This window comes from Streptomyces sp. NPDC055955 (assembly GCF_042270245.1).
In the GTDB taxonomy this organism is placed as follows: Bacteria; Actinomycetota; Actinomycetes; order Streptomycetales; family Streptomycetaceae; genus Streptomyces.
In genome coordinates this window covers 22,364-45,498 of the sequence record NZ_JBHJYS010000037.1, presented here as the reverse complement: position 1 = coordinate 45,498, position 23,135 = coordinate 22,364, and the positions used below count along the sequence as shown (strand labels likewise).

Below are 23,135 nucleotides of genomic sequence, written 5' to 3'. Positions count from 1 at the left end.
GTACGCCGAGACCCCTCCGCACACCCGCCGGGGGCTGACCCGCCCATGAGCAACCCCGACATACCCGCCCGGACTGCCGACGGCCCGGCGGCAGAGTCCGACCCCGGCGCGCACGAGGCCCCCGCACGTCACTTCGACCGCAGGCTGATCCCGCCGATGGTCATCGGTTCGGTCCTCAACCCGATCAACTCCACGATCATCGCCGTGGCCCTCGTCCCCATCGGGGTGGCGTTCGGCGCGCCTCCCGCGCAGACCGCGTGGCTCGTCTCGGCGCTCTATCTGGCCACCGCTCTCGGGCAGCCCGTCGTCGGACGGCTCATCGACCTCTTCGGACCGCGCCGCCTCTTCCTGGTCAGCACGTCCCTGGTCGGCATCGCGGGCCTCGCCGGCGCCCTGGCCCCCAACCTGGGATCCCTGATCGCCGCACGCGTACTGCTCGGCTTCGGCACCTGCGCCGGCTACCCCGCTTCGATGTCCCTGTTGCGCAGCGAGGCGGAACGGACCGGTCGCGACAGTCCCGGCGCCATCCTCACCACCCTCGCGGTGTCCGGCCAGACGATCGCCGTCATCGGGCCCTCCCTCGGCGGGCTCCTCATCGACGTGGGCGGCTGGCGCGCCACGTCCGCCCTCAACATCCCCCTCGCGGCGGCCGCCCTGATCCTCGGCGCACGCCGACTGCCGGTGCAGGCCCGCCCACGCCGCACCGGCGGCAGGAGCATCGCGTCCGAACTCGACCTCCCCGGAATGGCGCTGTTCGCCGCGCTGCTGTTCTCGCTCCTGCTGTTCCTGATGAACCTGCACGCCGGCACGTGGTATCTGCTCGCCGTCGCCGCCGTGGCGGCCGCGGCCTTCGCGGTACGCGAACTGCGCGCTCCCGTACCGTTCATCGACCTCAGGGTGCTCGCCGGCAACATCCCGCTGCTCACCACCTACGCCCGGGCCCTGGTCGCCTACGTGGTCTCGTACGCCTTCCTCTACGGCTTCACGCAGTGGGCCGAGGAGGGCCGTGGGCTCTCGCCCTCCCAGGCCGGCCTCGTACAACTGCCGATCTTCCTCACCGGCATCGCCGTCTCCACCCTCACGGGCCGCCACCAGGCCATCCGCGGCAAGCTGCTCATCGGAGCCGTCTTCCAACTCGCCGCCTGCACACTGCTGTTGCGTCTCGGCGGCACGAGCCCGGTCTGGCTGCTCCTCGCCGTCGCCCTGATCTTCGGCGTACCCCAGGGACTCAACAGCCTCGCCCTGCAGAACTCGGTGTACTACCAGGCCGACCCGGAGCGCATCGGCACCTCGTCCGGGCTGCTCCGCACGTTCATCTACCTCGGCTCGATGGTCGCCTCCGCCGCCTCCGCGACCGCGTTCGGGCAGCACGCCGACACCCCGGGAATGCACCAGCTCGCATGGTTCATGCTCGGCGCGGGCGCGCTCTTCCTGCTCCTGACGGTGTTCGACCGGGGGCTGCGCCGCGTCACCGCCCCGCACTCCCCCGCGTGACCCGGGGCGTCGGCTACCGTGCCTTCGATGACCACTGCAGCGATCGGCACGGACTTCAACACCCCCATCGACGAACGCTACTTCGAGGACTACGTTCCCGGGTCCAGCTATGTGTTCGGGAGCGTCACCGTGACCCAGGAGGAGATCCTCAGGTTCGCGGGCGAGTTCGATCCGCAGGACATCCACACGGATCCCGATGCCGCGGATCAGGGGCCCTTCAAGGGGCTGATCGCGAGCGGCTGGCACACCGCCTCCCTGATGATGCGCATGTACGCCGACCACTACGTGAGCAAGGTCGCGAGCCTCGCCTCGCCCGGTGTCGACGAGTTGCGCTGGACCCGCCCCGTGCGGCCCGGTGACAGCCTGTCGATCCGTACGACGGTGGTCTCCGCACGCCCCTCACGGTCGAAGCCCGACCGCGGGATCGTGCGCACCGGCATCGAGGTGTTCAACCAGCGCGGCGAAACCGTGCTCACGATGTCCGCGATGAACTTCCTGCGGCGCCGGACGCGGTGACGGGCCGGCCCCGGACCGGACAGGCGCGCCTGCGCTTCGTCGGCGAGACACCCGAGGTGAACCGGAAGGGACTCGGACGGCTGGGAGCGGCGCTGCGGGTGACGCGGACCGTCGGTCACGAACGGTCCGCGGGCCGCTCACGCGTCGGCTCCGCGCCGCTGTCCGGGTGCGGTCGGGGTGCGAAGACCGTGAACCGGGCGCCCTCGGGGTCGAGCAGGGTCACGGAGTCGCCCCTCGGGTCCGCGTGCCGGCTCGTGACCGCTCCGCCGTGCTCCACGGCGGCCCGGGCACACGCCGTGGCGTCCCGGACGGTGAAGCGGACCTGCCAGTGCGGCCGCACGTGCGGGTCGGGGGCCGATCCCGGCGCCCCGCCGCCGAGTGCGGCCACCGGCTGTCCCGAACAGACGAGGACGACCTCCTCGTCCTCGTACCGCACGTCGCAGCAGCCCGGGCTCGTCCACCCGAGCACTTCCCCGTAGAAGATCGCGGCGTCGAACGCGTCGCGCGTGACGAGGTGCAGCCACAGGGGCGCGTCACGGCGCCACGCTCCGAAGTTGCGGACGAGCGCGCCGGCCCAGATCCCGAAGACGGCGCCGGCGCGGTCGGACACGATGGCCGCCCGCCCCGTGGGGAAGCCGATCGGACCGACCCCGACCGTGCCGCCGCGCTCCTGTATCCGGCCGGCCGTCTCGTCGGCGTCGGCCACCGCGAAGTAGGGCGTCCACGCGACGGGAACCTGCAGAGCCGGAGCGACCGCTCCGATCCCCGCAACGGCCCGCCCCTGCGCGAGCGCCACCACGAACCGCTCACCCAGCGTGCCCGGACGGAACGTCCAGCCCAGGACGGCGCCGTAGAACGACTGCGCAGCCGACAGGTCACGCGCCGCGAGGCTCACCCAGCAGGGAGAGCCGAGGACCGCATGATGCGACGTGGCGTCGTCCGATCCGGTCCTGGAGATCAGCTTGCTGCTCATTGGAGGCCGCCCCCTTTCGCCCCGGGGGCTCGGTCGGTGCCCTGGCAGCGGCCGGGTACCCGCATCACCGCGTCCGACACGCCACGTCCTGACGGAAACACCGTCCGCAGAACTCCGATGACCTGCAGTGACGCCGCGCCCGCCGACTCGCATCCGGGCACGCGCGGTCGGAGAATCGTAGTGCAGTCGCAAGTCGATGCTTCGGACCGGAGGCACTTACCTGCGAGCGGTGTTCCGCTCCTGATGGATGCCGGCGCCCGTTCCCGCGGCCCGCGCCGGCACACCGTTGAGGAGCGAATCCCGATGCTCACTGACATCACTGCGGTCGCCACCCACAACCGTCGGACCTCGCGCCACGTTCACGACGACACCCCTGACACGACGGCGGCCTTCGCGCGCATGGCCGGTCTCGCCGAGGGACCCGAGCGGGATCTCCTGTGCGAGGAACTCGTCGAGGCGTGGCTGCCCATGGCGCATCGCATCGCCCGCCGATATCGCAACAAGGGCGAGAGCACGGAGGACCTGGAGCAGGTCGCGGCCATGGGACTGGTCAAGGCCATCAACCACTACGAACCCGAGCGCGGCCCCTTCCAGTGCTATGCCGTGCCCACCATCACCGGCGAACTGCGCCGGCACTTCCGCGACCGGATGTGGGACGTGCACGTGCCCCGCCGCGTGCAGGACCTGCGCAACAAGGTCCGTGCGGCACGCCGCGACCTCACCGAGCGCCCCGGCAGCCCCGAGCCCGGCATCGGCGCCATCGCCGCGCACACGGGGCTGACCGAGGCGGAGGTCCGGGACGGGCTCAAGGCGATCGAGAGCTACAGCGCGCTGTCCCTCGACGCGGAGCTCTCCCCGTCCGGTCACGACGGACAGAGCCTCGCGGACGCGCTCGGCGCACCCGACACCGCGTACGACCTCATCACCGACCGCGAAGCCGCCAAGACGGGTCTGCGCCACCTTCCCGAGCGCGAGCGCGCCATCCTCTACCTGCGTTTCTTCGAGGGCATGACGCAGGCCCGCATCGCCGAGAAGTTCGGCATCTCGCAGATGCACGTCTCGCGTCTCATCCATCTCAGCTGTGCACGGGTACGCGCCGAGGCGGGACGGGACTTCGGCCCGGCCGACAGCCTGCCGGCCGCCTGACACCTGGCGCTTTGTCCGGCCGGGGGGAGGACACTGGGATCAGGGGTTGCACTCCGCCCCCTGCCCCCGCTCCCTGTGGAGCGGGTGCGGCAGCCGGCGGGGAGCGGCCGCCGCCGGGATGTCTTGGGCGACGGCCGCGGGACGCGAGGACACAGCGTTTCCCCTCCGCGAAGTCCTCGCGTCCGCCCACCCGCCTCCCCCACACTCGACGAGCGCCCCACCGGCATCACCGTCACCATGTTTGAGGGGGTCGCGGGGGAAGGAGGTCTTCACCGTGGCGCCGAGACCGCACCTGCCCGGACGGGGCGAGTCGTACTGGATGCACACCAGCGGTACGACCGCCTACCCACCGCTCACCGAGGACGTCGAGGTCGACGTCGCGGTGATCGGCGGCGGAATCGCCGGGCTCAGCACGGCCTGGGAACTGACGCGCGCCGGCCGGACCGTCGCCGTACTCGAGGCCGACCGCATCGCCGCGGGAGTCACCGGCTACACGACGGCCAAGGTGTCCGCGCTGCACACCCTCGTGTACGACCGCCTGCGCCGCACGCACGGCGAGGAGGCCGCCCGGCTGTACGCGGCGTCGCAGCAGGGAGCGGTGGAGCGGGTGGCCGAGATCTGCGCCGGCGTGGCGATCGACTGCGACCTGGAGCGCGCCCCGGCCTTCACCTACTCGGTCCGCCAGGAAGGCACGGACATACTGCGCGCCGAGGCGGAGGCCGCCCGCGAGGCCGGGCTCCCGGCGCGGTACACCGAGGACACTGGCCTGCCCTTCGCCGTCGCGGGGGCGGTACGGGTGGACGACCAGGCACAGTTCCACCCCCGCAGGTATCTGCTGGCCCTTGCCGAGGATCTGGTCGCCCAGGGCTGCGTGATCTTCGAGCGGTCCCGCGTGACCGAGATGCTCGGCGGCATCCCGTGCACGGTGACCACGGAGGCGCAGCACACGGTGACCGCGGAGGCCGTCGTCGTCACCACCCACTACCCGATCTTCGACCGCGCGTTCCTGTTCGCCCGTCTCCAGCCGCGCCGGGAACTCGTCGTGGCCGCCCCGCTCGCCTCCGACCCGGGCCCGCTCGGCATGTTCATCACCGAGGACGAGGGCAGGCGTTCGGTGCGCACCGCTCCGTACGGCGCCGACGGGCAGCGGCTGCTCATCGTGACCGGGGAGAGCTTCACACCGGGTACGGGCGACGCGGCGGCGTCCTTCGCCCGGCTCGACTCGTGGATGCGCGAGCACTTCGCCGTCGAGGACACCGCGTACCACTGGGCGGCCCAGGACAACGACTCCGGCGACGGGATCCCGATGATCGGACCCCTGCATCCCGGCGCCCGGCACGCGTATGTGGCGACGGGCTTCGGCGGGTGGGGCATGAGCAGCGGCGTCCTGGCCGGACAGCTGCTGAGCGGGCTGATCACCGGCGACGACGTGCCCTGGGCCGAGCTGTACGACCCCCGACGCCTGTGGCACGCGATGCGGGAGGCTCCCGCTCTGCTGCGCCAACAGGCCGATGTCGCACGGCACTTCGTCCGCGACCGGCTGCACACCGCTCACGTCGACTCCGTCACCGAGATCCCGCCGGGATCGGGCGCGGTGGTGCGTGTGGACGGGCACCGGTGCGCCGTGCACCGCGCCGAGGACGGTACGGTCCGCGCCGTCTCGGCGCGCTGTACGCATCTGGGCTGCATCGTGGCGTTCAACGCGGCGGAGACGACGTGGGAGTGCCCCTGTCACGGTTCGCGCTTCGCCACGGACGGGTCGGTCCTCCAGGGACCGGCCATGCGGCCACTGGCACCGGTGGATCTGCCGGGTACGCCGTCTGCGCCGGATGACGGGGGAGGAGGCGCCACGGCGAGTGGGCCATGACCGTGGCGATGCCCGCACCGCTTCCCGCAGAGACCGGCCCCACAGAGACCTGGAGCCCCGGAGCTTCAGGGCCGGAGACCTACCTACAGACCTACAGACACGGAGAACGACGTGAACGGCACATCAGCTTCGACAGCCTTCCCCGCGGAGGCCTCCTCGTCGCGGGACCTGGTGGAGGTCATGCTCGGCGACTGCTCCGCGCCGGACGCCGACGCGGTCTTCCACTTCCTGGGCGACCACTTCGACTCCGACCGCGGCGAGGCCGTCCCTCACGGCAACGAGGGCCCGCGGCCCGCCGCGTGGACGGGGCACTTCCTCGTGGAGCACTCCCCCGCCGACGTCTCCGGCGTCGTGCTGGCCGGAACGGTCACGGCCGATCTCCAGGGCTGTCCGGTGGCGGTGGAACGCCTCTGCCGGACGCTGGACGCGGCCTTCACCGTCGAAAGGGTCGGCAAGGTCGCCGGTGACCAGGAGGTCGAGGTCCAGCTCCACCTCAACAACCCGTGACCATCCGCACCCCCGGTCACCGGCCCGGACTCACACCGCGGTGGCGACGGCGGCCCCCGGGCCGCACGCGCGCTCGACCCGGCCTCGCGCGGACCGCCGGGCTGTGACCACACGCAGCCGGTGAGGAAGCCGGGGACTGGAGCAGCGCCAAGGCGGGACGGGCCACGAGGCGTCCGTCCACCAGCGGCTGCGGTGCCCGGCTGTACGGACATGGGCTGGCGTCACGCACGTGATGCCCACCGCCCCGCGATCGGCGTGCCGGGCGCTCAAAACATGCCGTACAGCCGCCCGTTCGCCGAGGAGGTCCGCGGCGAGGCCGCGGACGAGGCGGTGCCGGACAGCGCACCGGCGATGGCCCGGACGGGCCTCCGCCTAGCCGCAGACGCCAGTGGCGCACCCGCTGCACGGCTTCTCGCCACGACCGATCTGCAGGGTGCGCGGTCAGGTCCTGCCACGGGGGCACCTGGGTTCAGCTAGGGCCTGTCGTCACATTCCCGTCGTCCGCCCGAGGGCGGGCCCGGCGGCGTCCGGTGCGTGCGATCGCAAGGCGCCGGAGAGCCCTTGTAGCGGAGCTACCAGGGCTTTCCGGCAACGCCGCATGGGGGTCCCCCTGCTCGAGCAAAGCCGAGAGCCAGGGGGGAGTGCGTACCAGACGCCGCCGGGCAGACGGGAATGTGACGACAGGTCCTAGGGCCTTTCGTCCGGATCGTGCCGGGCCGCGATCAGTTCGGCGAGCGTCCCGGCAGGCACGTCCAGTTCGCGTTCCGCGGTGCTGATGGCCATGGCCGTCACCGCCGGGGGGCGGTCGGTCAGCTCCGTGTTGGCGTGGGCCCCGAGGCCGTCCAGGACCACGAGGATCTGGATGGCGGCCACCTCGGGGTCCTCGGTGCGCAGGGCCCCGGCCGCCACGCCGTCGCGGATGAGCTGGGTCAGGCGTTCGCGCCACTGGGCCTCCTGGTGACCCACCCGGTCGCGCAGCCTGTCGCGGTAGCGGCTCAGATGCCTGGCGTTGAGCCACAAGCGGCTCATCCCGTCGAAGCGGTCCCCCGTGGTGAGGCGGAAGAAGCGGGCCAGGTCCTCCAGCGTCTCGCCCTCGGGCCGATCGGCGGGAATCAGTGCGTCCAGTTCGGCCGTCGCCGCCACGCCGAAGGCCTCGGCGACGAGGTCCTCCGCGACCGGGAAGTAGTGACTGATCAGGCCGGGGCGCACCGCGAGCTCGTCGGCGACCCGGCGCATCGTGATGCATTCGAGGCCCTCGGCCAGGGCGATCGACGCCGCCGCGGCCACGATCTCGGCGCGGCGGGCCTCCGGATTCTTCCGCACCCGTTTCGGCCGGGTGCTTGACGGCACCCCCTGCTCACTATTGGATTCATGGCCAATAGACAAGTCGGCTCCCGTGCTCGCCTGTTCGGAGGACTGCATGGCTCCCACGATCCCAGACCCCTCGGCACAAGCCGCCCCACCCCCTGTCGCCCAGGCCGGGCGCGTGGAGGCACACGGCATCGACTTCATCCCCGACGCCGAACGGCACGGCCGCGCCCGCGAGCTGTTCGCCGTATGGGCGGCGGGCGGCGCGGACCTCTCCCTGCCGGTCGGGATCCTGGTCTCCGCCGCCGTGTACGTCGCCATGATGCGCGTGTACCGGCCAGCCGAGGTCCCGCGCGGGTAACCCGGCATCCCCCTCCGGGTGGCACCGGGGCCCGACACCCCCAACTCCCGTGCCGGGCCCACCTGTTCACCTCATCGGAGCACGCGCCTACGCCGCGCGCTCGCCACCAGTTCGTCGACCGTGGCCAGCTTGACCCGTGGCCGGCCGGTCTCGCGCCCCCGCGCGGCCTCGGCCCGTTCGATCGCCATCAGGCCCTTCGCGTCGAGGACGCGCCGGTTGCGGCGTCTGGCCAGCCGGTGGAAGCCCTTGGGCGCGTGCGGTGGCGTCGGCAGCGCGCCGGAGGCGGCGTCGGCCAGCAGCGTGGCCACCGTCTCGGCCGCGCAGGTGCGGTTGGCGCCGATGCCACCGCTCGGGCCGCGCTTGATCCAGCCCACCACATACGTTCCGGGCATACCGGTGACACGCCCGCCCTCGTGCGGAACGGTGCCGGTGACCTCGTCGAAGGGGAGGCCGGAAAGCGGTCCTCCGCGGTAGCCGATCGCCCGCAGCACCATGCCCGCCGCGATCACCCGCTCCCCCGACGCACCATCGGTGCGCACGGCTTCGACCTGTTCCGACCCGAGCAGCTCGACGGGCGAGCTGTGGAAGCGCAGGACGATGCGCCGCCCGGGCGGCGGTGCCACGTCCGCGTCGAAGGCGCCGCGGGGAACACCCTTCAGGACGGCGGCCTTGTCGCCCGCACCGGCCGCGTCGACGGCCTCGCCGACACGGGGATCGTGGTCGTCCACGAGCAGTTGCAGGCCCGGCACATGCTTGAGCGCGAGCAGTTCCGGCGTGGTGTACGCGGCGTCCTCGGGGCCGCGGCGGCCGAGCAGGACCACCTCGCGCACCGAGCTCGCGAGCAGCGCCTTCAGGGCGTGGTCGGCGATGTCGGTGCGGGCCAGGGTGTCCGGGTCGGCGAGCAGGATCCGGGCGACGTCGAGGGCGACGTTGCCGTTGCCGACGACCACGACGCGTTCGGCACGGAGGTCGATCGCGTCGTGTGCCACGTCCGGATGGGCGTTGTACCAGGCGACGAAGGTGCGGGCCGAGATGCTTCCGGTGAGGTCCTCGCCGGGGACGGACAGGCGGCGGTCGGCGGCTGCCCCGACGGCGTACACGACCGCGTCGTGGTGCTCGGCGAGCTCCTGCGGGGTGACGTCCTCGCCCACTTCGAGGCCCAGGTGCATGCGGACCCGGTGATGCGTGTGGAACCTGGCGAACGTCTCGCCGACCTTCTTGGTGGCGGGGTGATCCGGCGCCACGCCGTACCGCACGAGGCCGCCGGCCACCGGCAGCCGGTCGATGAGGGTCACCTCCGCGTTGGTGTGCAGCAGCAGGTCCTGCACCGCGTACATCCCGGCCGGTCCGGTGCCGACGACGGCGATCCTGAGCGGCGCGAGGTCGGACGGCAGGACACGCGGGAACGAAGGGCTGCCCCAGGCATGGAAGTTGGGGCCGTCCTCGACCGCTTCCGCACCCGGATCCGTAGGGCGGTCCCTGTTCTCGAAGTACGCGGCGTTGATCGCGGCGTACTCCTTCTGCGCCGGGGACAGCCTGTCCACCGGGAAGATCGCGTCGACCGGGCAGGCGTCGGCGCACGCGCCGCAGTCGATGCAGGACACCGGGTCGATGTGCAGCATCTCGGTGCTGCCGAACGCCCGCTCCTCGGGGGTGGGGTGGATGCAATTGACCGGGCACACGGCGACACACGTCGCGTCGCTGCAGCAGGTCTGGGTGATGGCGTACGTCATGTCGTCAACTCACGTCGGCTCAGATGAGGTTGGCACGCTTGTAGAACGCCAGCGCCGGCTTGGTGAGCAGCCGTGCGGAGGCCAGGAACTCCATGAGGCCGGAACAGCTCGCGCGCATCATGGACTTGTGGTGCTCGTTGGCCCCGGCCTCGGCCACGGCGCGCCGCACGTCGAGGCCGGCGCTCTCGTAGACCTGCCCGCGGACCATGCTCGTCACGATGAAGTAGGACGCGGTCGCCACCACGAAGGCGTTGATGTGCCGGCGGATGCGGCCCGCACCGGCGAGACGCTTGCGCGTCTGTTCGCGGGCGAACTTCATGTGCCGCGACTCCTCGACGACATGGATGTTGTTGATCGTGCGGACGAACGGCACGACCCGCTCGTCGCGCATCCAGTCGCGCTGCATGACGTCGAGGACTTCCTCGGCCACCAGGATCGCGGCGTACGCCGCCTCGCCGAAGGCGAGTGTCTTGAAGACGCGGCCGAGTTCGATGACGAGCCGGTGCGGCCGATAGGCGGGCGCCCCCAGTTTCTCGGCGCCGCGGGCGAACATGATCGAGTGGCGGCACTCCTCGGCCACCTCGGTGAGCGCCCACTGGAAGTCGGCCTTCGTCGGATCCTTGGCGTACATGTCCCGCAGCACCATCTGCTGAAGGATCATCTCGAACCAGATGCCGGTACTGGCCACCGACGCGGCTTCCTGCCGGGTCAGCTCCTTGCGCTGCTCCTCGGTCAGTTCCGCCCAGTACGCGGTGCCGTAGAGCGTGCTCCACTCCGGGCTCGCGCCGTGGAAGTCCCTGTCCAGCGGCGTGTCCCAGTCCACCTCGGTCGCCGGGTCGTACGCCAGCACGGCGGCCGACTCCAGCAGTCGCCGCGAGACGCCGCGCTCGTCGGGGAGTTCGTGCGATTCCGGCCGAACAGTGCTGCTTGCCATGCTGCGGCTCCTTGGGTCAGGCGTGTGCGTTCCCTGTCGTTGCGCTGCCGTGTCAGTCGCCGTCCGTGAGCACGCCCGCCGGTACACGGGACTGATCACGGAGGCCGCCGCGCGGGCACACGCACGGGGCCACGGACCGTCGCCCCGCCGTGGCCCTTCGGCGGGGCGCCGCCTGCCGGCTCCGCGGACTGCGCGAAGGCACCAGGTCAGCACAGGTGGACGGGGGCTCTGCAGAGGCCACCCGCCCGCTTGTTAGACGGACCGTATAACAAGGGGACCGCGTTGGCCTACCCCTCGGTAAGTAGCGGGCGACAGCCCTCGCACGGCGTCGTCGAGACCTCGGCGCGGTCAGGCCTGCCGGTAGCCGCGGTCCTTGACCAGGCCGTGCGCGAGGTGGGCGAACGCGCGCGCGGCCGCGCTCTCGTAGGCGCTCTCCCTGCGCAGGAGCACGGCGGTGCGGGTGGGCAGCGGCGGGTCGAGAGGGACGGGCCGCAGGTGTGGGTGATCGTCGGCGATGGCGTCGGGGAGCACGGTGGCCAGCAGCGACGAGCGACGCACGATCTCGGTGAGCGCCAGGATGCTGTTGGCCTCGACGGCGACCGACGGATCGACGCGATGTGCCGCGAGATAGTCGTCGATGTGCCCCCGGGTGGCGAAATCACCGCTGAGCAGGGCGAGTTGGCGGTCACCGAGTTCACGTACGGGAAGCGGCCGGTCCCCGCGGACCTCATCACAGCCCGCGCTCACGACGAGGCTCAGGTGTTCGGTGAACAGCGCCGTGGCGGAGATACCCGCCTGATGCGCCCCCTCGAAGGCGATCCCGAGGTCGAGTTCGTCGGCGTGCAGGCTCGCCTCGATGTGGTCCTGCGTCATCTCCCGTACGTCCACCGTGATTCCGGGGTGGCGGCTGCGGAGCGTGTCGATGAGCGGGCCGATGAGGTAGACGGTGAACGTGGGCGTCACGGCGAGCCGGAGATGCCCCCGCGAGAGGTCCGCGACATCGAGCACGGCGCGGTCGGCGGCCGCCAGGTCCCTCAGCACGCGCTTGGCGTAGTGCACGTAGGCCTCACCTGCGTCGGTGGGGCGCACCGTGCGGCCGCTGCGGTCCAGCAGCTGGGCCCCGACGACGCGCTCCAGCTGTTTGATCTGCTGCGACAGCGTCGGCTGCGAGATGCGCAGCTCCTCGGCCGCACGGGTGAAGTTGCCGTGCTCGGCCACGGCGATCAGATAGCGGAGATGACGAAGTTCGGGGCCCATGACCTGACTATAGGCCGAACCATAGATGTCATCGATAGAAGTCATGGTCATTGCGTCTTGGACGCTATAGCAGCTGGTCATGCATGGTGGATCTCGTCAGCCCGACGGGCCGGCAGTCATCGAAGGGAGTGACCCATGCATGACCTCTCGGACGGTCTCGCGCGCTTTCGCCGCGACGTCTTTCCCACGAAGGCGGGGCTCTTCGCCCACCTGGCGACCACCCACCGCCCGACGACGCTGTTCATCGGCTGTTCGGACGCCCGCGTGGTCCCCGAACTGATCACACAGAGCGAACCCGGCGAACTGTTCGTCGTCCGCACCGCGGGAAACCTGGTCCCGGCCCACGCGCCGGACCCCGACGGCGTCGCGGCGAGCATCGAGTACGCCGTCGCCGTGCTGCACGTGCGCGACATCGTCGTGTGCGGTCACTCCGCCTGCGGGGCGATGACCGCGCTGGCCGAGGAACACGACCTCAGCGCCGTGCCGGTCGTCTCCGGCTGGCTGCGGCACGCGGACGCCGCACGGGCCCGGGCCGCCGCGGTCCCGGAAGCGTCGGGTCCCGACAGGGTCGCCGCCCTGGTGCGGGCGAACGTGTCCGCACAACTGCGGAACCTGGCCACCCACCCCTCCGTGGCCCGCGCTCTGGCCGAAGGGACGCTCACGCTGCACGGCTGGGTGTTCGACATCGCCACCGGAGCAGTCCATCCGGTCGACGCCACCGCGATCGCGGCCTGAGCGCGCCGACCAGAACCGAGAAACACCGAACCCTGAAAGAGGAACTCCCCATGCCGCACGCCCAGTTCGACCCCACCGCCCGCGAGACCCTCGCCGTCACCGCCGTCGAGGCCAAGACCCGCAGGGACCTCACCTGGCAGCAGATCGCCGACGCCGCCGGGCTGTCACCGGCCTTCGTCACCGCGGCCGTGCTCGGCCAGCACGCCCTTCCGCGGACGTCCGCCGAGGCCGTCGCGGAACTCCTCGGCCTCGACGAGGACGCCACCCTGCTGCTTCAGACCATCCCGACGCGCGGTTCGATCCCCGGCGGCATTCCGACCGACCCGACCATCTACCGCTTCTACGAGATGCTCCAGGTCTACGGCACCACCCTCAAGGCCCTCGTCCACGAGCAGTTCGGCGACGGCATCATCAGCGCGATCAACTTCAAGCTCGACGTGAAGAAGGTCGCCGACCCCGAGGGCGGCGAACGTGCGGTGATCACTCTCGACGGCAAGTACCTGCCCACGAAGCCCTTCTGAGTTCTCGTCAGAACAGACATCACATCAGGTCACGCCACTTCCCGGAGGACCCCATGGACTTCGCCCAGCGCACCATCGATCTGGCCCGCCAGAACGTCGAAGAGGGCGGACGCCCCTTCGCCACCGTCATCGTCAAGGACGGCGAGATCCTCGCCGAGAGCCCCAACAGGGTCGCCCAGACCTCCGACCCCACCGCGCACGCGGAGATCCTCGCCATCCGCGACGCCTGCCGCAAGCTCGGCACCGAGCACCTGGTCGGCGCCACCATCTACGTCCTCGCCCACCCATGCCCGATGTGCCTGGGTTCGCTGTACTACTGCTCCCCCGACGAGGTCGTCTTCCTCACCACCCGCGACGCGTACGAGCCGCACTACGTCGACGACCGCAAGTACTTCGAACTCGACTCCTTCTACGGAGAGTTCGCCAAGGACTACACCGAGCGGCGCCTGCCCATGCGTCACGAGCCGCGCGACAGCGCCGTCGACGTGTACCGACTGTGGCAGGAGCGCAACGGCGGCAGCCGCCGGGTGCCCGGGGCGCCCACGGCCTGAGGCGGTCCCGCGCCGGCTCAGCGCAGGATGCCGCCGCCGGGCTGCGCGGGGATCGCCACCCCCGTGAGCCCTCTCGGCACAGTCGCCGCCGGCAGTCCGCTACGACTCCCCCGGTCGATGTCGGTGATCAGATCCCGCAGGGCGGCGCAGCCCTGCGGTGCCGGCAGCCGGCCGTCCAGGGCGGCGAGCGCGCGGTGCGCCCGCAGGCGGGCCCTGCCGGTGCGGCCGTCGCTGTGGTCGACGAACGCCTGGGCGTACCGGGCGACGAGACAGGCCCAGGCGTCACCGCGGATGCCGGGCTGGCTCAGGGCCCGGCGGGCGCTCCGCCGCGCCGCCCGCGGCGACTGCTCCGCCTGCGTCACGGCGAGGGCGGCCATGCTCACCGCGGGCGGCAGACCGCCGGACACGTGCGGCGGGATCGTGCTCGCCGCCTCGTGGAACTGCTGGATGGCCCGTTCCAGGTCACCCTCGTGGAGCGCCAGCATGCCCTGGACGTGCGCGATCCGCCCGACGGTCGCGTCGTCCCCGGCCAGGACCGCGGCCGGCCACGCGTGCTGGAGCAGTTCACCCGCCCCGCCCGGGTCGCCGTACGCCGTGAGCCAGGCCGCGAGGCACAGGCCGCGCGCGATCAGGAGGCTGTCCGAGCGGCACATCGGGAGCAGCCGCAGCAGATGGCGACGCCCTTCGTCGGCGGCGTCGTAGACCGCCCACCAGAACCACAGGTTCAGGACGGATTCCAGAGCCGCCGCCGCGACTTCGGGCCGGCGGGGCGCGTACTCCAGCATCGCTCTGAGCCCTTCGGCCTCGTCCAGGACGAGTCGTACGGCCTGTGGCTGGCTGCCGAGGCTCCACAGGTTCTCGGCGAGGGCGGCCACCCGCTGGAAGTGGATCGCACGGCGTTCGGCGGCGACGTCGAACTCCTTCGCCTCACGCAGCCGTTCGCCGCCGAAGTCCCGGGAGACGGGGGCCATGCGGTAGCGGGGTTCGCGGATGCCGCCGGGGTCGCGTACCGGAGTCAGGACGCCGACCGCGGCGAGCCGGGCCAGGCAGGCCGGCACCCGGGCCGGGGCGAGTCCGCCACCGGCGCAGACGAACGCCGCCGTCGACTCGTCGAAGTCCCCGGCCAGGATGCTGGCGCGGGCCCACACGATCCGCTCGTCGCGGTCGCACAGCACGTAGGCCGCGGCGACGGCGTCCCGCAGCGAGCGGTGCCGGGGAGCCGCCATGTCCGGTGCGCTCAGCCAGCACTGGTGTTCCTCGAGTCGTTCCGCGACCTCCCCCACGCTGCTCCTGGCGGCCTGCTCCGCGGCCAGCTCGACCGCGAGCGGCAGCCCGCCCACGTACCGGCAGATGTCCGCCACCGCGCTCAGATCGGCGTCGTCGGCGTCGAAGGAGGCGTCCCCCCGCTCCAGGGACCGGTCCAGGAACCGGTCCAGGAACAGCTGCGCGGCAGGCGCGGTGCCGTGCTCGTCCGCGGGCTCGGCGCTGAGCGGCGCCAGGCGCAGCACGGCCTCCCCGCCCAGACCGAGGGGCCGGCGCGAGGTCACCAGGACACGCAGCGACGGCACGAACTCCAGCAGCGTCTGCACCATCCCCACGCACTCGGCATGGACCGGATCGACGTCGTCGAGGAAGAGCAGCACGTCGGCGGCGCGCAACCGGTCGGCGAGGGCGCCGACACCGGCCGCCGCGCGACGCCCGCGGATCCCGGCCGCCGCCTCCATGACGGCGGCGGTCAGCGAGGCGGGCGAGCCCGGCCCGGCATCGCACCCCGCGCTCTGCCCGTCCTCCGGCCAGCGGACGACCATGATGTGCGGCCCGGCCTCCTTCGCGCCGACGCCGGCGGCCCCCTGCGCCGCCGGCCGCCCCTCGCCCGCGCCGGGCACGCACTCCCCCGCCCCGCGCGCCACGACCTCCGCGACCGCCTCCGCGGCGAGCCGGCTCTTGCCCACGCCGACCTCGCCGGCCACCGTCACCAGTCGATGGTTCTCCAGGAGCGCGCGCAGGTCCCGCGACTCCCGTTCCCGGCCCACCAGCGGACCGGGCACCTCACCGCGGTCCTCCGCGGCCGGCGCGCTGTCGCCGCCCTTGCGTGTCCACACGTCCGCCATGCTCCGCACATTCCTGCCCTCGTCCGTCGACCGCCGCCGCCATCCGTAGCCCGTGCCCAGCCTGTGCAGAACCGTCACTGCACTTGCGCCACGGCAACCCCAACGCCCTGAACGGCCCCAGGGTGTCGTCGCCGGGCGACGGTCCACCCTTCGCGCGGAACAGTCGAACGCGCGCCCGACTTCACGGCGGCGCGGAGGGCCACTCGAAGTGAGCAGTTTTGGAGAAGCGCCGGTCATGAGCGGCGCCTAGCCTGATCTCCGTGGACAGCGCCCCTCACGGCAGCTCTCCCGCCGTCCTCGAACCGGACGACGGCGACCACATCCACCGTCTTCAGGAGTGATCATGACCAGCTCTTCCACCCAGGGGATCAAGACCGTGCTGCACCCCGTCTCCGACCTGGCGAAGGCCAAGGCGGTGTACGTCGCCCTGCTCGGCGCGGAGCCGACGGCCGACGCCCCCTACTACGTCGGCTTCGACGTCGCGGGCCAGCACATCGGGCTCGTGCCCGGTGGCGGGGGCATGAGCTCGCCGGTGACCTACTGGCACGTGCCGGACATCGAGGCGAAGCTCGCCGAGGTCACAGCCGCGGGTGGCGTGGTGAAGGAGGCCGCGCACGACGTCGGCGGCGGCCGCCTCGTCGCCACCTTCACCGACGTCGACGGCAACGTCCTCGGGCTGCTCCAGGACAGCTGACGCACTGGCCGGCCGCCCGGGCCCCGGGCAGAAGACGAACAGCATCAGGCGGGCCGCTCGAAACTGGTTAGATCGAGCCGGGCGACGCCGACGGGGCCCGCGAGGGCGGCCCCGCGCAACAGATGGAGACACGATGACCATGGCCAAGGGGACGCAGGCGCAGTCACCTGCTCTGCACGCTGCCGACAGCCACGATCTGATCCGCGTGCACGGTGCGCGCGTGAACAACCTCAAGGACGTCAGCGTCGAGCTCCCGAAGCGCCGGCTGACGGTGTTCACCGGTGTCTCCGGCTCAGGCAAGAGTTCGCTGGTCTTCGGCACGATCGCCGCGGAGTCGCAGCGGATGATCAACGAGACGTACAGCACGTTCGTCCAGGGCTTCATGCCGACGCTGGCCAGGCCCGAGGTCGACGTGCTCGACGGTCTGACGACCGCGATCATCGTCGGCCAGGAGCGGATGGGCGGCGACGCCCGCTCCACGGTCGGCACGGCCACCGACGCCAACGCGATGCTGCGCATCCTCTTCAGCCGGCTCGGCGAGCCGCACATCGGCTCGGCCAAGGCCTTCTCCTTCAACGTCGCCTCGATCAGCGGCGCGGGCGCGGTCACCGTCGAGCGCGGCGGCGAGAAGGTGAAGGAGCGGCGCAGCTTCAGCATCGTCGGCGGCATGTGTCCGCGCTGCGAGGGCCGGGGTTCGGTCACGGACTTCGACCTGACGGCGCTGTACGACGACAGCAAGTCCCTCAGTGAGGGCGCGCTCACCGTCCCCGGCTACAGCGTCGACGGCTGGTACGGCCGGATCTTCCGCGGCTGCGGCTTCTTCGACCCGGACAAGCCGATCCGCAAGTTCACCAAGAAGGAACTGCACGACCTGCTCCACAAGGCGCCGACCAAGATCAAGGTCGACGGCGTCAACCTGACGTACGAGGGCCTGATCCCGAAGATCCAGAAGTCGATGCTGTCCAAGGACATCGACTCGCTTCAGCCGCACATCCGCGCCTTCGTGGAGCGGGCGATGACGTTCACGTCCTGCCCCGACTGCGGCGGCACGCGGCTGAGCGAGGCGGCCCGGTCGTCGAAGATCAAGAAGATCAGCATCGCCGACGCCTGCTCGATGCAGATCAGCGACCTCGCCGAGTGGGTGCGGGGCCTGAAGGAGCCGTCGGTGGCGCCGCTGCTGAAGGCGCTCGGGGACACCCTCGACTCGTTCGTGGAGATCGGACTCGGCTACCTCGGCCTCGACCGCCCGGCGGGCACGCTCTCCGGCGGCGAGGCACAGCGCGTCAAGATGATCCGCCACCTCGGGTCGTCCCTGACCGACGTCACGTACGTCTTCGACGAGCCGACGATCGGACTGCACCCGCATGACATCCAGCGCATGAACGACCTGCTGCTGCGGCTGCGGGACAAGGGCAACACCGTGCTGGTCGTCGAGCACAAGCCGGAGGCCATCGCGATCGCCGACCACGTCGTCGACCTCGGCCCGCGGGCGGGCACCGAGGGCGGCGAGGTGGTGTTCGAAGGCACGGTCGAGGGGCTGCGGGCGAGTGACACGCTCACCGGGCAGCACCTGGACGACCGCGCGACGCTGAAGCCCACGGTGCGCACACCGACGGGGAAGCTGGGGGTGCGCGGCGCGAGCACCAACAACCTCCAGGACGTCGACGTCGACATCCCTCTCGGCGTACTGACCGTCGTCACGGGCGTCGCGGGTTCGGGCAAGAGCTCGCTGATCCACGGCTCGGTGGCCGGGCAGGAAGGCGTGGTCACGGTCGACCAGGCCGCGATCCGCGGCTCGCGGCGCAGCAACCCGGCGACGTACACCGGGCTGCTCGACCCGATCCGCAAGGCGTTCGCCAAGGCCAACGGTGTGAAGCCGGCACTGTTCAGCGCGAACTCCGAGGGTGCCTGCCCCACCTGCAACGGCGCGGGCGTCATCTACACGGATCTGGCGATGATGGCCGGTGTCGCCTCCACCTGCGACGAGTGCGAGGGCAAGCGGTTCCAGGCCTCGGTCCTCGACTACCACTTCGGGGGGCGCGACATCAGCGAGGTGCTCGCGATGTCGGTCGCCGAGGCCGAGGAGTTCTTCGGCGCCGGTGAGGCACGCACCCCGGCCGCGCAGAAGATCCTTCAGCGGATGGCCGACGTCGGACTCGGCTACCTCACGCTGGGGCAGCCGCTCACCACACTGTCCGGCGGCGAGCGCCAGCGCCTCAAGCTGGCGACGCACATGGCCGAGAAGGGCGGCGTCTACGTCCTCGACGAGCCGACGACGGGTCTCCACCTCGCTGACGTCGAGCAGCTGCTCGGCCTGCTCGACCGGCTCGTGGACTCCGGCAAGTCCGTGATCGTCATCGAACACCACCAGGCGGTCATGGCCCACGCCGACTGGATCATCGACCTCGGTCCCGGCGCCGGTCACGACGGCGGACGGATCGTCTTCGAGGGCACGCCCGCCGAACTCGTCGCGGACCGTTCCACCCTGACCGGTGAGCACCTCGCGGCGTACGTGGGCGGCTGATCGGGAGGCGAGGGCCGACACCCTCCGGGTCGGACGCGAGTCGGTGGCGCTCATGCCGCCTGCTCGTGACGAGGCGAGGATCCCGGCGTACCGTCCTGCGGACCGACCGTTCGCGTGACGACGGCTCCGCCGGGATCCAGGCCTTCTCGATGTCTGTCCGGCCCGGACCGGACCGCGGGCGCACCGCCTCGCGGAACAGTCCGCGACCGACCGGCCGCTGCCATGCACCGGCGACGCCGTCGGACGGGCGTCACGACAGAGCTGTCTCGACGCGCCCACGCGTCTCCGGATCGACGGCCCGGCCGCCGGACAGCGGTCGGCCGAGGATCAGCCCGTCGACGCACGCCGACGGGTGAGCCTGCGGTCCTCGGCGTCCGCCGCTCCGTGCGGGGACAGCACCTCGCGTACGGCGTCGCGCGCCGCGTTCTCGCGCGGGGCAAGGATGTCCCCCGGCTCGGGATGGCGCACGCTCCCGACGGCGCGCGCATCACACGCGAGGGACCGAAGCCCCCGCCCCTGCTCCATGAACTCCGCTGTCTGCGACGCCAGTTGACCCATGTCCCGCAGCGACGGCACCTCCTCCCCCTCCGCGTGGAGCTCCGTCTGGTCCCGTTCCACGAGCCGCCGGACCGGAGGAGTGAAGAGCGCCTGCCGCGTGCGGTAGTACGCGGAGGTGGTGCCCGCCGGCACGTCGGCCGCCGCGTCACCCTCCTCGGCGACACCGCCCACGCCTCGACGCCGAACCGCAGCCTCCGGTGCCTGCCAGGCACCGGAGAACGCGGTCGTGCTCGCCGCCGCCCTCGCCCGTGAGCCCATCGTCGAACCGGCGATCGCCGCTACGACGGGGAGCACCGGCCACGCGGCCAGTACGTCACCCGCGCCGCCCGGCAGGCGGGCCGGAGGGCCGACAGCTGACGCATCCCCTGGCCATCGCCCTGCGCAGCACCGCACTTCGCCAGGTCCCGGTCCGCGTGACCGTCCGCACGCTCCTGCGCCACACGGACCGGACCCCACCTGAGCTGCTCAATTGCCGTGAGCTTCACGGAGCGTAGTCGTCCGGCGCGCGGCTTCGGTGCCGCCGTTCTACGTTGGTCGAGCAAGACCCCCGTACAAGACAAAGGAGTCGTAATGGCTGACAAGGGCGGCATGGACAAGGTCAAGGGCAAGGCCAAGGAGATGACCGGTAAGGTCACCGGCGATCGCCGCAAGGAGGCTTCGGGCCGCGCCGACCAGGCGAAGGGCGAGGCCAAGAAGGCCATGGGCGAAACCCACGACCGCGCCCGCGGAGTCCAGGACTCCATCCGTCGCGACGGCTCCTGACCCGAGCCTCGACGAAACCCCCGCGCGTGCTGCGCCGGAGTTTCGAAGAAGCCCCCGCGCGTGCTGCGCGGGGGCTTCCCCCTGCCGTCACCCGGTGCGGGCCAGCCGGAACCCGAGGTCGTCGATCGCGAACGTCGGGTGGCTGCGACGGCGCACCGAGGCCCCGCAGCCACGCTCCGACTCGGCCCAGCCCCCACCGCGGAAGATGCGGTACGCGCCGTACACCTCCTCGTCGTAGAGGTCCCAGCACCACTCCCAGACGTTGCCGAGCATGTCGTGCAGCCCCCATGCGTTGGGGGCCTTTCCGCCGACATCGCGGACTCCGCCACCGGAGTTGTCCGCGTACCAGGCGATGGCGTCGATCGGCCCGTACCGGTAACCCTCGGTTCCCGCCTTGCACGCGTACTGCCACTCGGCCTCCGTGGGCAGACGGTAGCCGTCGGCGTCCCAGTCGCATGTCACCTCGCCGGTGCACGCGTCGCGGGTGTAGGCCGGTGTCAGACCGGAGCACGCCGAAATGGCGTTGCAGAGGTCGATCGCGTCGAGCCAACTGACGTTCGTCACCGGCGAGGCACCACTCGTGGCGCCGCTCGTGGCACCGCTCATGCCGGGAGCGGGATCGGTTCCGGTGGCGGAGCGAAGAAGGTCGGCCGTGACGGGATGGCGGCCGAGCAGGAACGGAGCGATGTCCGTCGTCCAGCGCGTGCCGCGCCGGTCGTCCCGCAGATCGACGGCGCCACCGGGGATGCGCACCATCCCGTCGGCGACGGTGTCGGCGGTGGAGTCGGTCGCGGGGTGCACCTCGTGAAGCCTCTCCGTCTTCTCCCCCCTCTCCATAGGGATCACGCGTAGAAGTTGCGCTGCCAGCGGTGGCGCGCCAGCACGGCGAGTCGGTCGGCGGTCAGCGGCCGTCCGTCACTCAGGGCCGTGTTGCGCTCGACGTTGCGCACGGTGCGCATGCCGGGGATGACGGTGGAGACGGCGGGCGAACTCAGCACGAAGCGCAGCGCGTTCTCGGCGATCTCGTCGGGTGCGATGCCGAGGTCGGCGACGATGGCGGCGACCTTCCGCTCGACCTGCGCCGGCCGGTCGTCGCGGAAGTAGCGGGCGCGGAAGTCGCCTTCGGGGAACGTCGCCCCTGCGGTGACCCGGCCTGTGAGGCCGCCCTCGTCCAGCGCCACGCGCACGATGACACCGACGCCGTGTTCTGCGCAGGCGGGCAGCAACGCGTCTGCGGGTGCCTGGTCGAAGATGTTGTAGATGACCTGGACGGTGTCGACGGCGCCGCTGCGTACGAGGGCGAGTGCGTTGTCCGGCTGGTGGTCGTTGACGGAAACGCCGAACAGGCGGATCTTCCCCTCCTTCTTCAGCTCCTCGACCGTCTGCAGCCAGTCGCCCCGGCCCACCCACTCGTCACTCCAGACGTGGAACTGCACCACGTCGAAGTGGTCGAGGCCACTGACCCGCAGACTGGTCTCCACGCTCTCGCGTATGTGGGTGCCGGGGAACGCCTCGGCGGGGTCGACGCCGTCGGGCGCGGGCCAGATCCTGTTCAACGGCGGCACCTTGGTCGCCACCAGTACCTCGTCGCCCGCCCTTTCGCGCACGACCCGGCCCACGATCCGCTCGCTCTCGCCGTAGCCGCGGGCGGTGTCGATGAAGTTCACCCCGAGGTCGACCGCCCGGTGCAGGGCGCGTAGGGACTCGTCCTCGGTGGCGCCCACCCACCCGGACGCGCCGATGCCCCAGGCGCCGTAGCCGATCTCGGACACGGACATTCCGCTGCGGCCCAGTTCCCGATAGCGCACTTTCGACCTCCACGTCGAGTCTCCTCGCCCGGGCCGCATCGAAGCCGGCGCCCGGAAGCGTCCCGACGATCCATACCCTCTTCCGGGGTCGCGCGTCCCCCGACTTGGACACTTTGCCTACGCCGGACAGGTCACCGGTAGACTCGTTGGCTGATTCCTCCGGTGCCGGGGGCGTCGCCAGCCAAGGAAAGAGGGAAGTCTCGACGTGTGGGCCGCACAGCACGAAGCTCCGATCTACAGTCGGCTCATCCAGGAACGAGGCGACATCCCCGCCCAGGTCCGTGCCGCAGCCGAACAGACCCTGCGGGATCTGGAACGGGTGATGCCGGCGCCGCTGCCGCGCGCCATGCCGACGCAGCAGACGCACTCGCCCGCGCTCACCAGCGGCGGACAGGGCTCGCTCTAGCGCGTACGGGAGCCGGTGGCAGCGGGAGGGTTTCCCGAGCCGCCGGCTTCCGTCCTGTCCGGGTCGCGGTCAGCTCTTCGCGGCCAAGTCCTTGAGCACGATGTCGAGTTCGAGCATGTTGACGAAGGGCTCGCCCATGAAGCCGAGGTTGCGGCTGCTGGTGTGCTCCTCGACGAGCTTGTCCACCTGACGGACGGACAGGCCGCGCTTCTCCGCGACACGGCGGATCTCGACGTCCGCCTAGGCGGGAGAGATGTCCGGGTCGGGGCCGGAGCATTGATGCCGATGAACGGCGTGATCAGACCGTCGAGCCCGTAGATCCCGAGGTTGCGCCGCAGCCTTCGGTCCGCGCCACCACAGCGGCCATTT

The 23,135-nt window shown here is 71.5% G+C and carries 23 protein-coding genes; 13 read left to right on the top strand and 10 right to left on the bottom strand.

The features are described 5' to 3' along the window. The first annotated feature begins 156 nt into the window (after positions 1 to 156). Positions 157 to 1,494: an MFS transporter gene (locus ACFC96_RS43455; protein ID WP_376618101.1), complete on the top strand. Its 1,338-nt coding sequence runs from the start codon at positions 157 to 159 to the stop codon at positions 1,492 to 1,494. A gap of 27 nt (positions 1,495 to 1,521) precedes the next feature. Further along, complete coding sequence (locus ACFC96_RS43450; RefSeq protein WP_376618056.1) at positions 1,522 to 2,010, top strand: MaoC family dehydratase; 489 nt, start codon at positions 1,522 to 1,524, stop codon at positions 2,008 to 2,010. Positions 2,011 to 2,125: 115 nt separating this feature from the next. Here the strand turns inward: ACFC96_RS43450 and ACFC96_RS43445 are convergent, their stop codons facing one another. Then, a complete protein-coding gene (locus ACFC96_RS43445) occupies positions 2,126 to 2,983 on the bottom strand; it encodes a VOC family protein (protein ID WP_376618054.1) in 858 nt (285 codons plus the stop codon). 303 nt (positions 2,984 to 3,286) lie between these two features. On the opposite strand from ACFC96_RS43445, the gene ACFC96_RS43440 reads away from it, so the two are divergent. From ACFC96_RS43440 to ACFC96_RS43430, 3 genes are all read left to right on the top strand, one after another. Then, positions 3,287 to 4,129, top strand: a complete 843-nt coding sequence (locus ACFC96_RS43440) for a SigB/SigF/SigG family RNA polymerase sigma factor (RefSeq protein ID WP_376253665.1) — start codon at positions 3,287 to 3,289, stop codon at positions 4,127 to 4,129. A gap of 319 nt (positions 4,130 to 4,448) precedes the next feature. Further along, positions 4,449 to 5,996: an FAD-dependent oxidoreductase gene (locus ACFC96_RS43435; RefSeq protein WP_376618099.1), complete on the top strand. Its 1,548-nt coding sequence runs from the start codon at positions 4,449 to 4,451 to the stop codon at positions 5,994 to 5,996. A gap of 111 nt (positions 5,997 to 6,107) precedes the next feature. Next, on the top strand, positions 6,108 to 6,503 hold the full coding sequence (locus tag ACFC96_RS43430; RefSeq protein WP_376253663.1) for a hypothetical protein: 396 nt from the start codon (positions 6,108 to 6,110) through the stop codon (positions 6,501 to 6,503). A 687-nt stretch (positions 6,504 to 7,190) separates the two neighbouring features. Here ACFC96_RS43430 and ACFC96_RS43425 read toward each other — a convergent pair. Further along, positions 7,191 to 7,853, bottom strand: coding sequence for a TetR/AcrR family transcriptional regulator (locus ACFC96_RS43425; RefSeq protein ID WP_376253660.1), 663 nt, complete (start codon positions 7,851 to 7,853; stop codon positions 7,191 to 7,193). A gap of 70 nt (positions 7,854 to 7,923) precedes the next feature. Here ACFC96_RS43425 and ACFC96_RS43420 point away from each other — a divergent pair, with 70 nt between their 5' ends. Further along, complete coding sequence (locus ACFC96_RS43420) at positions 7,924 to 8,172, top strand: hypothetical protein (RefSeq protein WP_376618052.1); 249 nt, start codon at positions 7,924 to 7,926, stop codon at positions 8,170 to 8,172. A 71-nt stretch (positions 8,173 to 8,243) separates the two neighbouring features. Here the strand turns inward: ACFC96_RS43420 and ACFC96_RS43415 are convergent, their stop codons facing one another. The 3 genes from ACFC96_RS43415 to cynR form a co-directional block, all read right to left on the bottom strand. Then, positions 8,244 to 9,905: an FAD-dependent oxidoreductase gene (locus ACFC96_RS43415; RefSeq protein ID WP_376618050.1), complete on the bottom strand. Its 1,662-nt coding sequence runs from the start codon at positions 9,903 to 9,905 to the stop codon at positions 8,244 to 8,246. Positions 9,906 to 9,924: 19 nt separating this feature from the next. Then, positions 9,925 to 10,839, bottom strand: coding sequence for a diiron oxygenase (locus tag ACFC96_RS43410; RefSeq protein WP_376618048.1), 915 nt, complete (start codon positions 10,837 to 10,839; stop codon positions 9,925 to 9,927). 348 nt (positions 10,840 to 11,187) lie between these two features. Continuing rightward, the gene (cynR, locus tag ACFC96_RS43405; RefSeq protein ID WP_376253801.1) at positions 11,188 to 12,096 is read right to left on the bottom strand and encodes a transcriptional regulator CynR; all 909 of its coding nucleotides are present in this window, start codon (positions 12,094 to 12,096) and stop codon (positions 11,188 to 11,190) included. 135 nt (positions 12,097 to 12,231) lie between these two features. Here cynR and ACFC96_RS43400 point away from each other — a divergent pair, with 135 nt between their 5' ends. The 3 genes from ACFC96_RS43400 to ACFC96_RS43390 are packed head-to-tail and all read left to right on the top strand — an operon-like array spanning position 12,232 to position 13,903. Beyond that, positions 12,232 to 12,831: a carbonic anhydrase gene (locus ACFC96_RS43400; protein ID WP_376618046.1), complete on the top strand. Its 600-nt coding sequence runs from the start codon at positions 12,232 to 12,234 to the stop codon at positions 12,829 to 12,831. A gap of 50 nt (positions 12,832 to 12,881) precedes the next feature. Next, on the top strand, positions 12,882 to 13,352 hold the full coding sequence (cynS, locus tag ACFC96_RS43395; protein ID WP_340460526.1) for a cyanase: 471 nt from the start codon (positions 12,882 to 12,884) through the stop codon (positions 13,350 to 13,352). 53 nt (positions 13,353 to 13,405) lie between these two features. Further along, positions 13,406 to 13,903, top strand: coding sequence for a nucleoside deaminase (locus ACFC96_RS43390; RefSeq protein WP_356008737.1), 498 nt, complete (start codon positions 13,406 to 13,408; stop codon positions 13,901 to 13,903). A 17-nt stretch (positions 13,904 to 13,920) separates the two neighbouring features. Here ACFC96_RS43390 and ACFC96_RS43385 read toward each other — a convergent pair whose 3' ends face one another. Beyond that, complete coding sequence (locus ACFC96_RS43385) at positions 13,921 to 16,014, bottom strand: AAA family ATPase (RefSeq protein ID WP_376618044.1); 2,094 nt, start codon at positions 16,012 to 16,014, stop codon at positions 13,921 to 13,923. A gap of 343 nt (positions 16,015 to 16,357) precedes the next feature. Here ACFC96_RS43385 and ACFC96_RS43380 point away from each other — a divergent pair, with 343 nt between their 5' ends. Further along, on the top strand, positions 16,358 to 16,708 hold the full coding sequence (locus ACFC96_RS43380; protein ID WP_376253641.1) for a VOC family protein: 351 nt from the start codon (positions 16,358 to 16,360) through the stop codon (positions 16,706 to 16,708). A gap of 133 nt (positions 16,709 to 16,841) precedes the next feature. Beyond that, the gene (locus tag ACFC96_RS43375; protein WP_376253638.1) at positions 16,842 to 19,232 is read left to right on the top strand and encodes an ATP-binding cassette domain-containing protein; all 2,391 of its coding nucleotides are present in this window, start codon (positions 16,842 to 16,844) and stop codon (positions 19,230 to 19,232) included. Between the two features lie 327 nt (positions 19,233 to 19,559). On the opposite strand, the gene ACFC96_RS43370 is transcribed toward ACFC96_RS43375, so the two are convergent. Further along, positions 19,560 to 20,084, bottom strand: coding sequence for a hypothetical protein (locus ACFC96_RS43370; RefSeq protein WP_376618043.1), 525 nt, complete (start codon positions 20,082 to 20,084; stop codon positions 19,560 to 19,562). Positions 20,085 to 20,360: 276 nt separating this feature from the next. Between ACFC96_RS43370 and ACFC96_RS43365 the strand changes: the two genes are divergently transcribed. Further along, positions 20,361 to 20,552 (top strand): CsbD family protein, encoded by a 192-nt coding sequence (locus ACFC96_RS43365; RefSeq protein WP_376253633.1) that lies wholly within the window; start codon positions 20,361 to 20,363, stop codon positions 20,550 to 20,552. Between the two features lie 87 nt (positions 20,553 to 20,639). Here the strand turns inward: ACFC96_RS43365 and ACFC96_RS43360 are convergent, their stop codons facing one another. Both ACFC96_RS43360 and ACFC96_RS43355 read right to left on the bottom strand, forming a co-directional pair. Beyond that, positions 20,640 to 21,308 (bottom strand): formylglycine-generating enzyme family protein, encoded by a 669-nt coding sequence (locus ACFC96_RS43360; protein WP_376253798.1) that lies wholly within the window; start codon positions 21,306 to 21,308, stop codon positions 20,640 to 20,642. A gap of 86 nt (positions 21,309 to 21,394) precedes the next feature. After that, entirely contained in the window at positions 21,395 to 22,360 is a 966-nt protein-coding gene (locus ACFC96_RS43355; RefSeq protein ID WP_376253630.1) for an aldo/keto reductase, read from the bottom strand. A gap of 205 nt (positions 22,361 to 22,565) precedes the next feature. Between ACFC96_RS43355 and ACFC96_RS43350 the strand changes: the two genes are divergently transcribed. Beyond that, positions 22,566 to 22,766, top strand: a complete 201-nt coding sequence (locus ACFC96_RS43350) for a hypothetical protein (RefSeq protein WP_340459325.1) — start codon at positions 22,566 to 22,568, stop codon at positions 22,764 to 22,766. Between the two features lie 69 nt (positions 22,767 to 22,835). Here the strand turns inward: ACFC96_RS43350 and ACFC96_RS43345 are convergent, their stop codons facing one another. Then, entirely contained in the window at positions 22,836 to 22,994 is a 159-nt protein-coding gene (locus tag ACFC96_RS43345) for a potassium-transporting ATPase subunit C (RefSeq protein ID WP_376618097.1), read from the bottom strand. Positions 22,995 to 23,135 lie beyond the last annotated feature (141 nt).

Excerpts from the sequence above, each read along its gene's own strand:
- ACFC96_RS43450 (WP_376618056.1), top strand. The coding sequence starts at position 1,522 with ATGACCACTGCAGCGATCGGCACGGACTTCAACACCCCCATCGACGAA.
- cynR (WP_376253801.1), bottom strand. The coding sequence starts at position 12,096 with ATGGGCCCCGAACTTCGTCATCTCCGCTATCTGATCGCCGTGGCCGAG.
- ACFC96_RS43385 (WP_376618044.1), bottom strand. The coding sequence starts at position 16,014 with ATGGCGGACGTGTGGACACGCAAGGGCGGCGACAGCGCGCCGGCCGCG.
- ACFC96_RS43415 (WP_376618050.1), bottom strand. The coding sequence starts at position 9,905 with ATGACGTACGCCATCACCCAGACCTGCTGCAGCGACGCGACGTGTGTC.
- ACFC96_RS43400 (WP_376618046.1), top strand. The coding sequence starts at position 12,232 with ATGCATGACCTCTCGGACGGTCTCGCGCGCTTTCGCCGCGACGTCTTT.
- ACFC96_RS43380 (WP_376253641.1), top strand. The coding sequence starts at position 16,358 with ATGACCAGCTCTTCCACCCAGGGGATCAAGACCGTGCTGCACCCCGTC.
- ACFC96_RS43455 (WP_376618101.1), top strand. The coding sequence starts at position 157 with ATGGTCATCGGTTCGGTCCTCAACCCGATCAACTCCACGATCATCGCC.
- ACFC96_RS43420 (WP_376618052.1), top strand. The coding sequence starts at position 7,924 with ATGGCTCCCACGATCCCAGACCCCTCGGCACAAGCCGCCCCACCCCCT.
- cynS (WP_340460526.1), top strand. The coding sequence starts at position 12,882 with ATGCCGCACGCCCAGTTCGACCCCACCGCCCGCGAGACCCTCGCCGTC.
- ACFC96_RS43410 (WP_376618048.1), bottom strand. The coding sequence starts at position 10,839 with ATGGCAAGCAGCACTGTTCGGCCGGAATCGCACGAACTCCCCGACGAG.
- ACFC96_RS43440 (WP_376253665.1), top strand. The coding sequence starts at position 3,287 with ATGCTCACTGACATCACTGCGGTCGCCACCCACAACCGTCGGACCTCG.
- ACFC96_RS43375 (WP_376253638.1), top strand. The coding sequence starts at position 16,842 with ATGACCATGGCCAAGGGGACGCAGGCGCAGTCACCTGCTCTGCACGCT.
- ACFC96_RS43390 (WP_356008737.1), top strand. The coding sequence starts at position 13,406 with ATGGACTTCGCCCAGCGCACCATCGATCTGGCCCGCCAGAACGTCGAA.
- ACFC96_RS43445 (WP_376618054.1), bottom strand. The coding sequence starts at position 2,983 with ATGAGCAGCAAGCTGATCTCCAGGACCGGATCGGACGACGCCACGTCG.
- ACFC96_RS43365 (WP_376253633.1), top strand. The coding sequence starts at position 20,361 with ATGGCTGACAAGGGCGGCATGGACAAGGTCAAGGGCAAGGCCAAGGAG.
- ACFC96_RS43360 (WP_376253798.1), bottom strand. The coding sequence starts at position 21,308 with ATGGTGCGCATCCCCGGTGGCGCCGTCGATCTGCGGGACGACCGGCGC.
- ACFC96_RS43435 (WP_376618099.1), top strand. The coding sequence starts at position 4,449 with ATGCACACCAGCGGTACGACCGCCTACCCACCGCTCACCGAGGACGTC.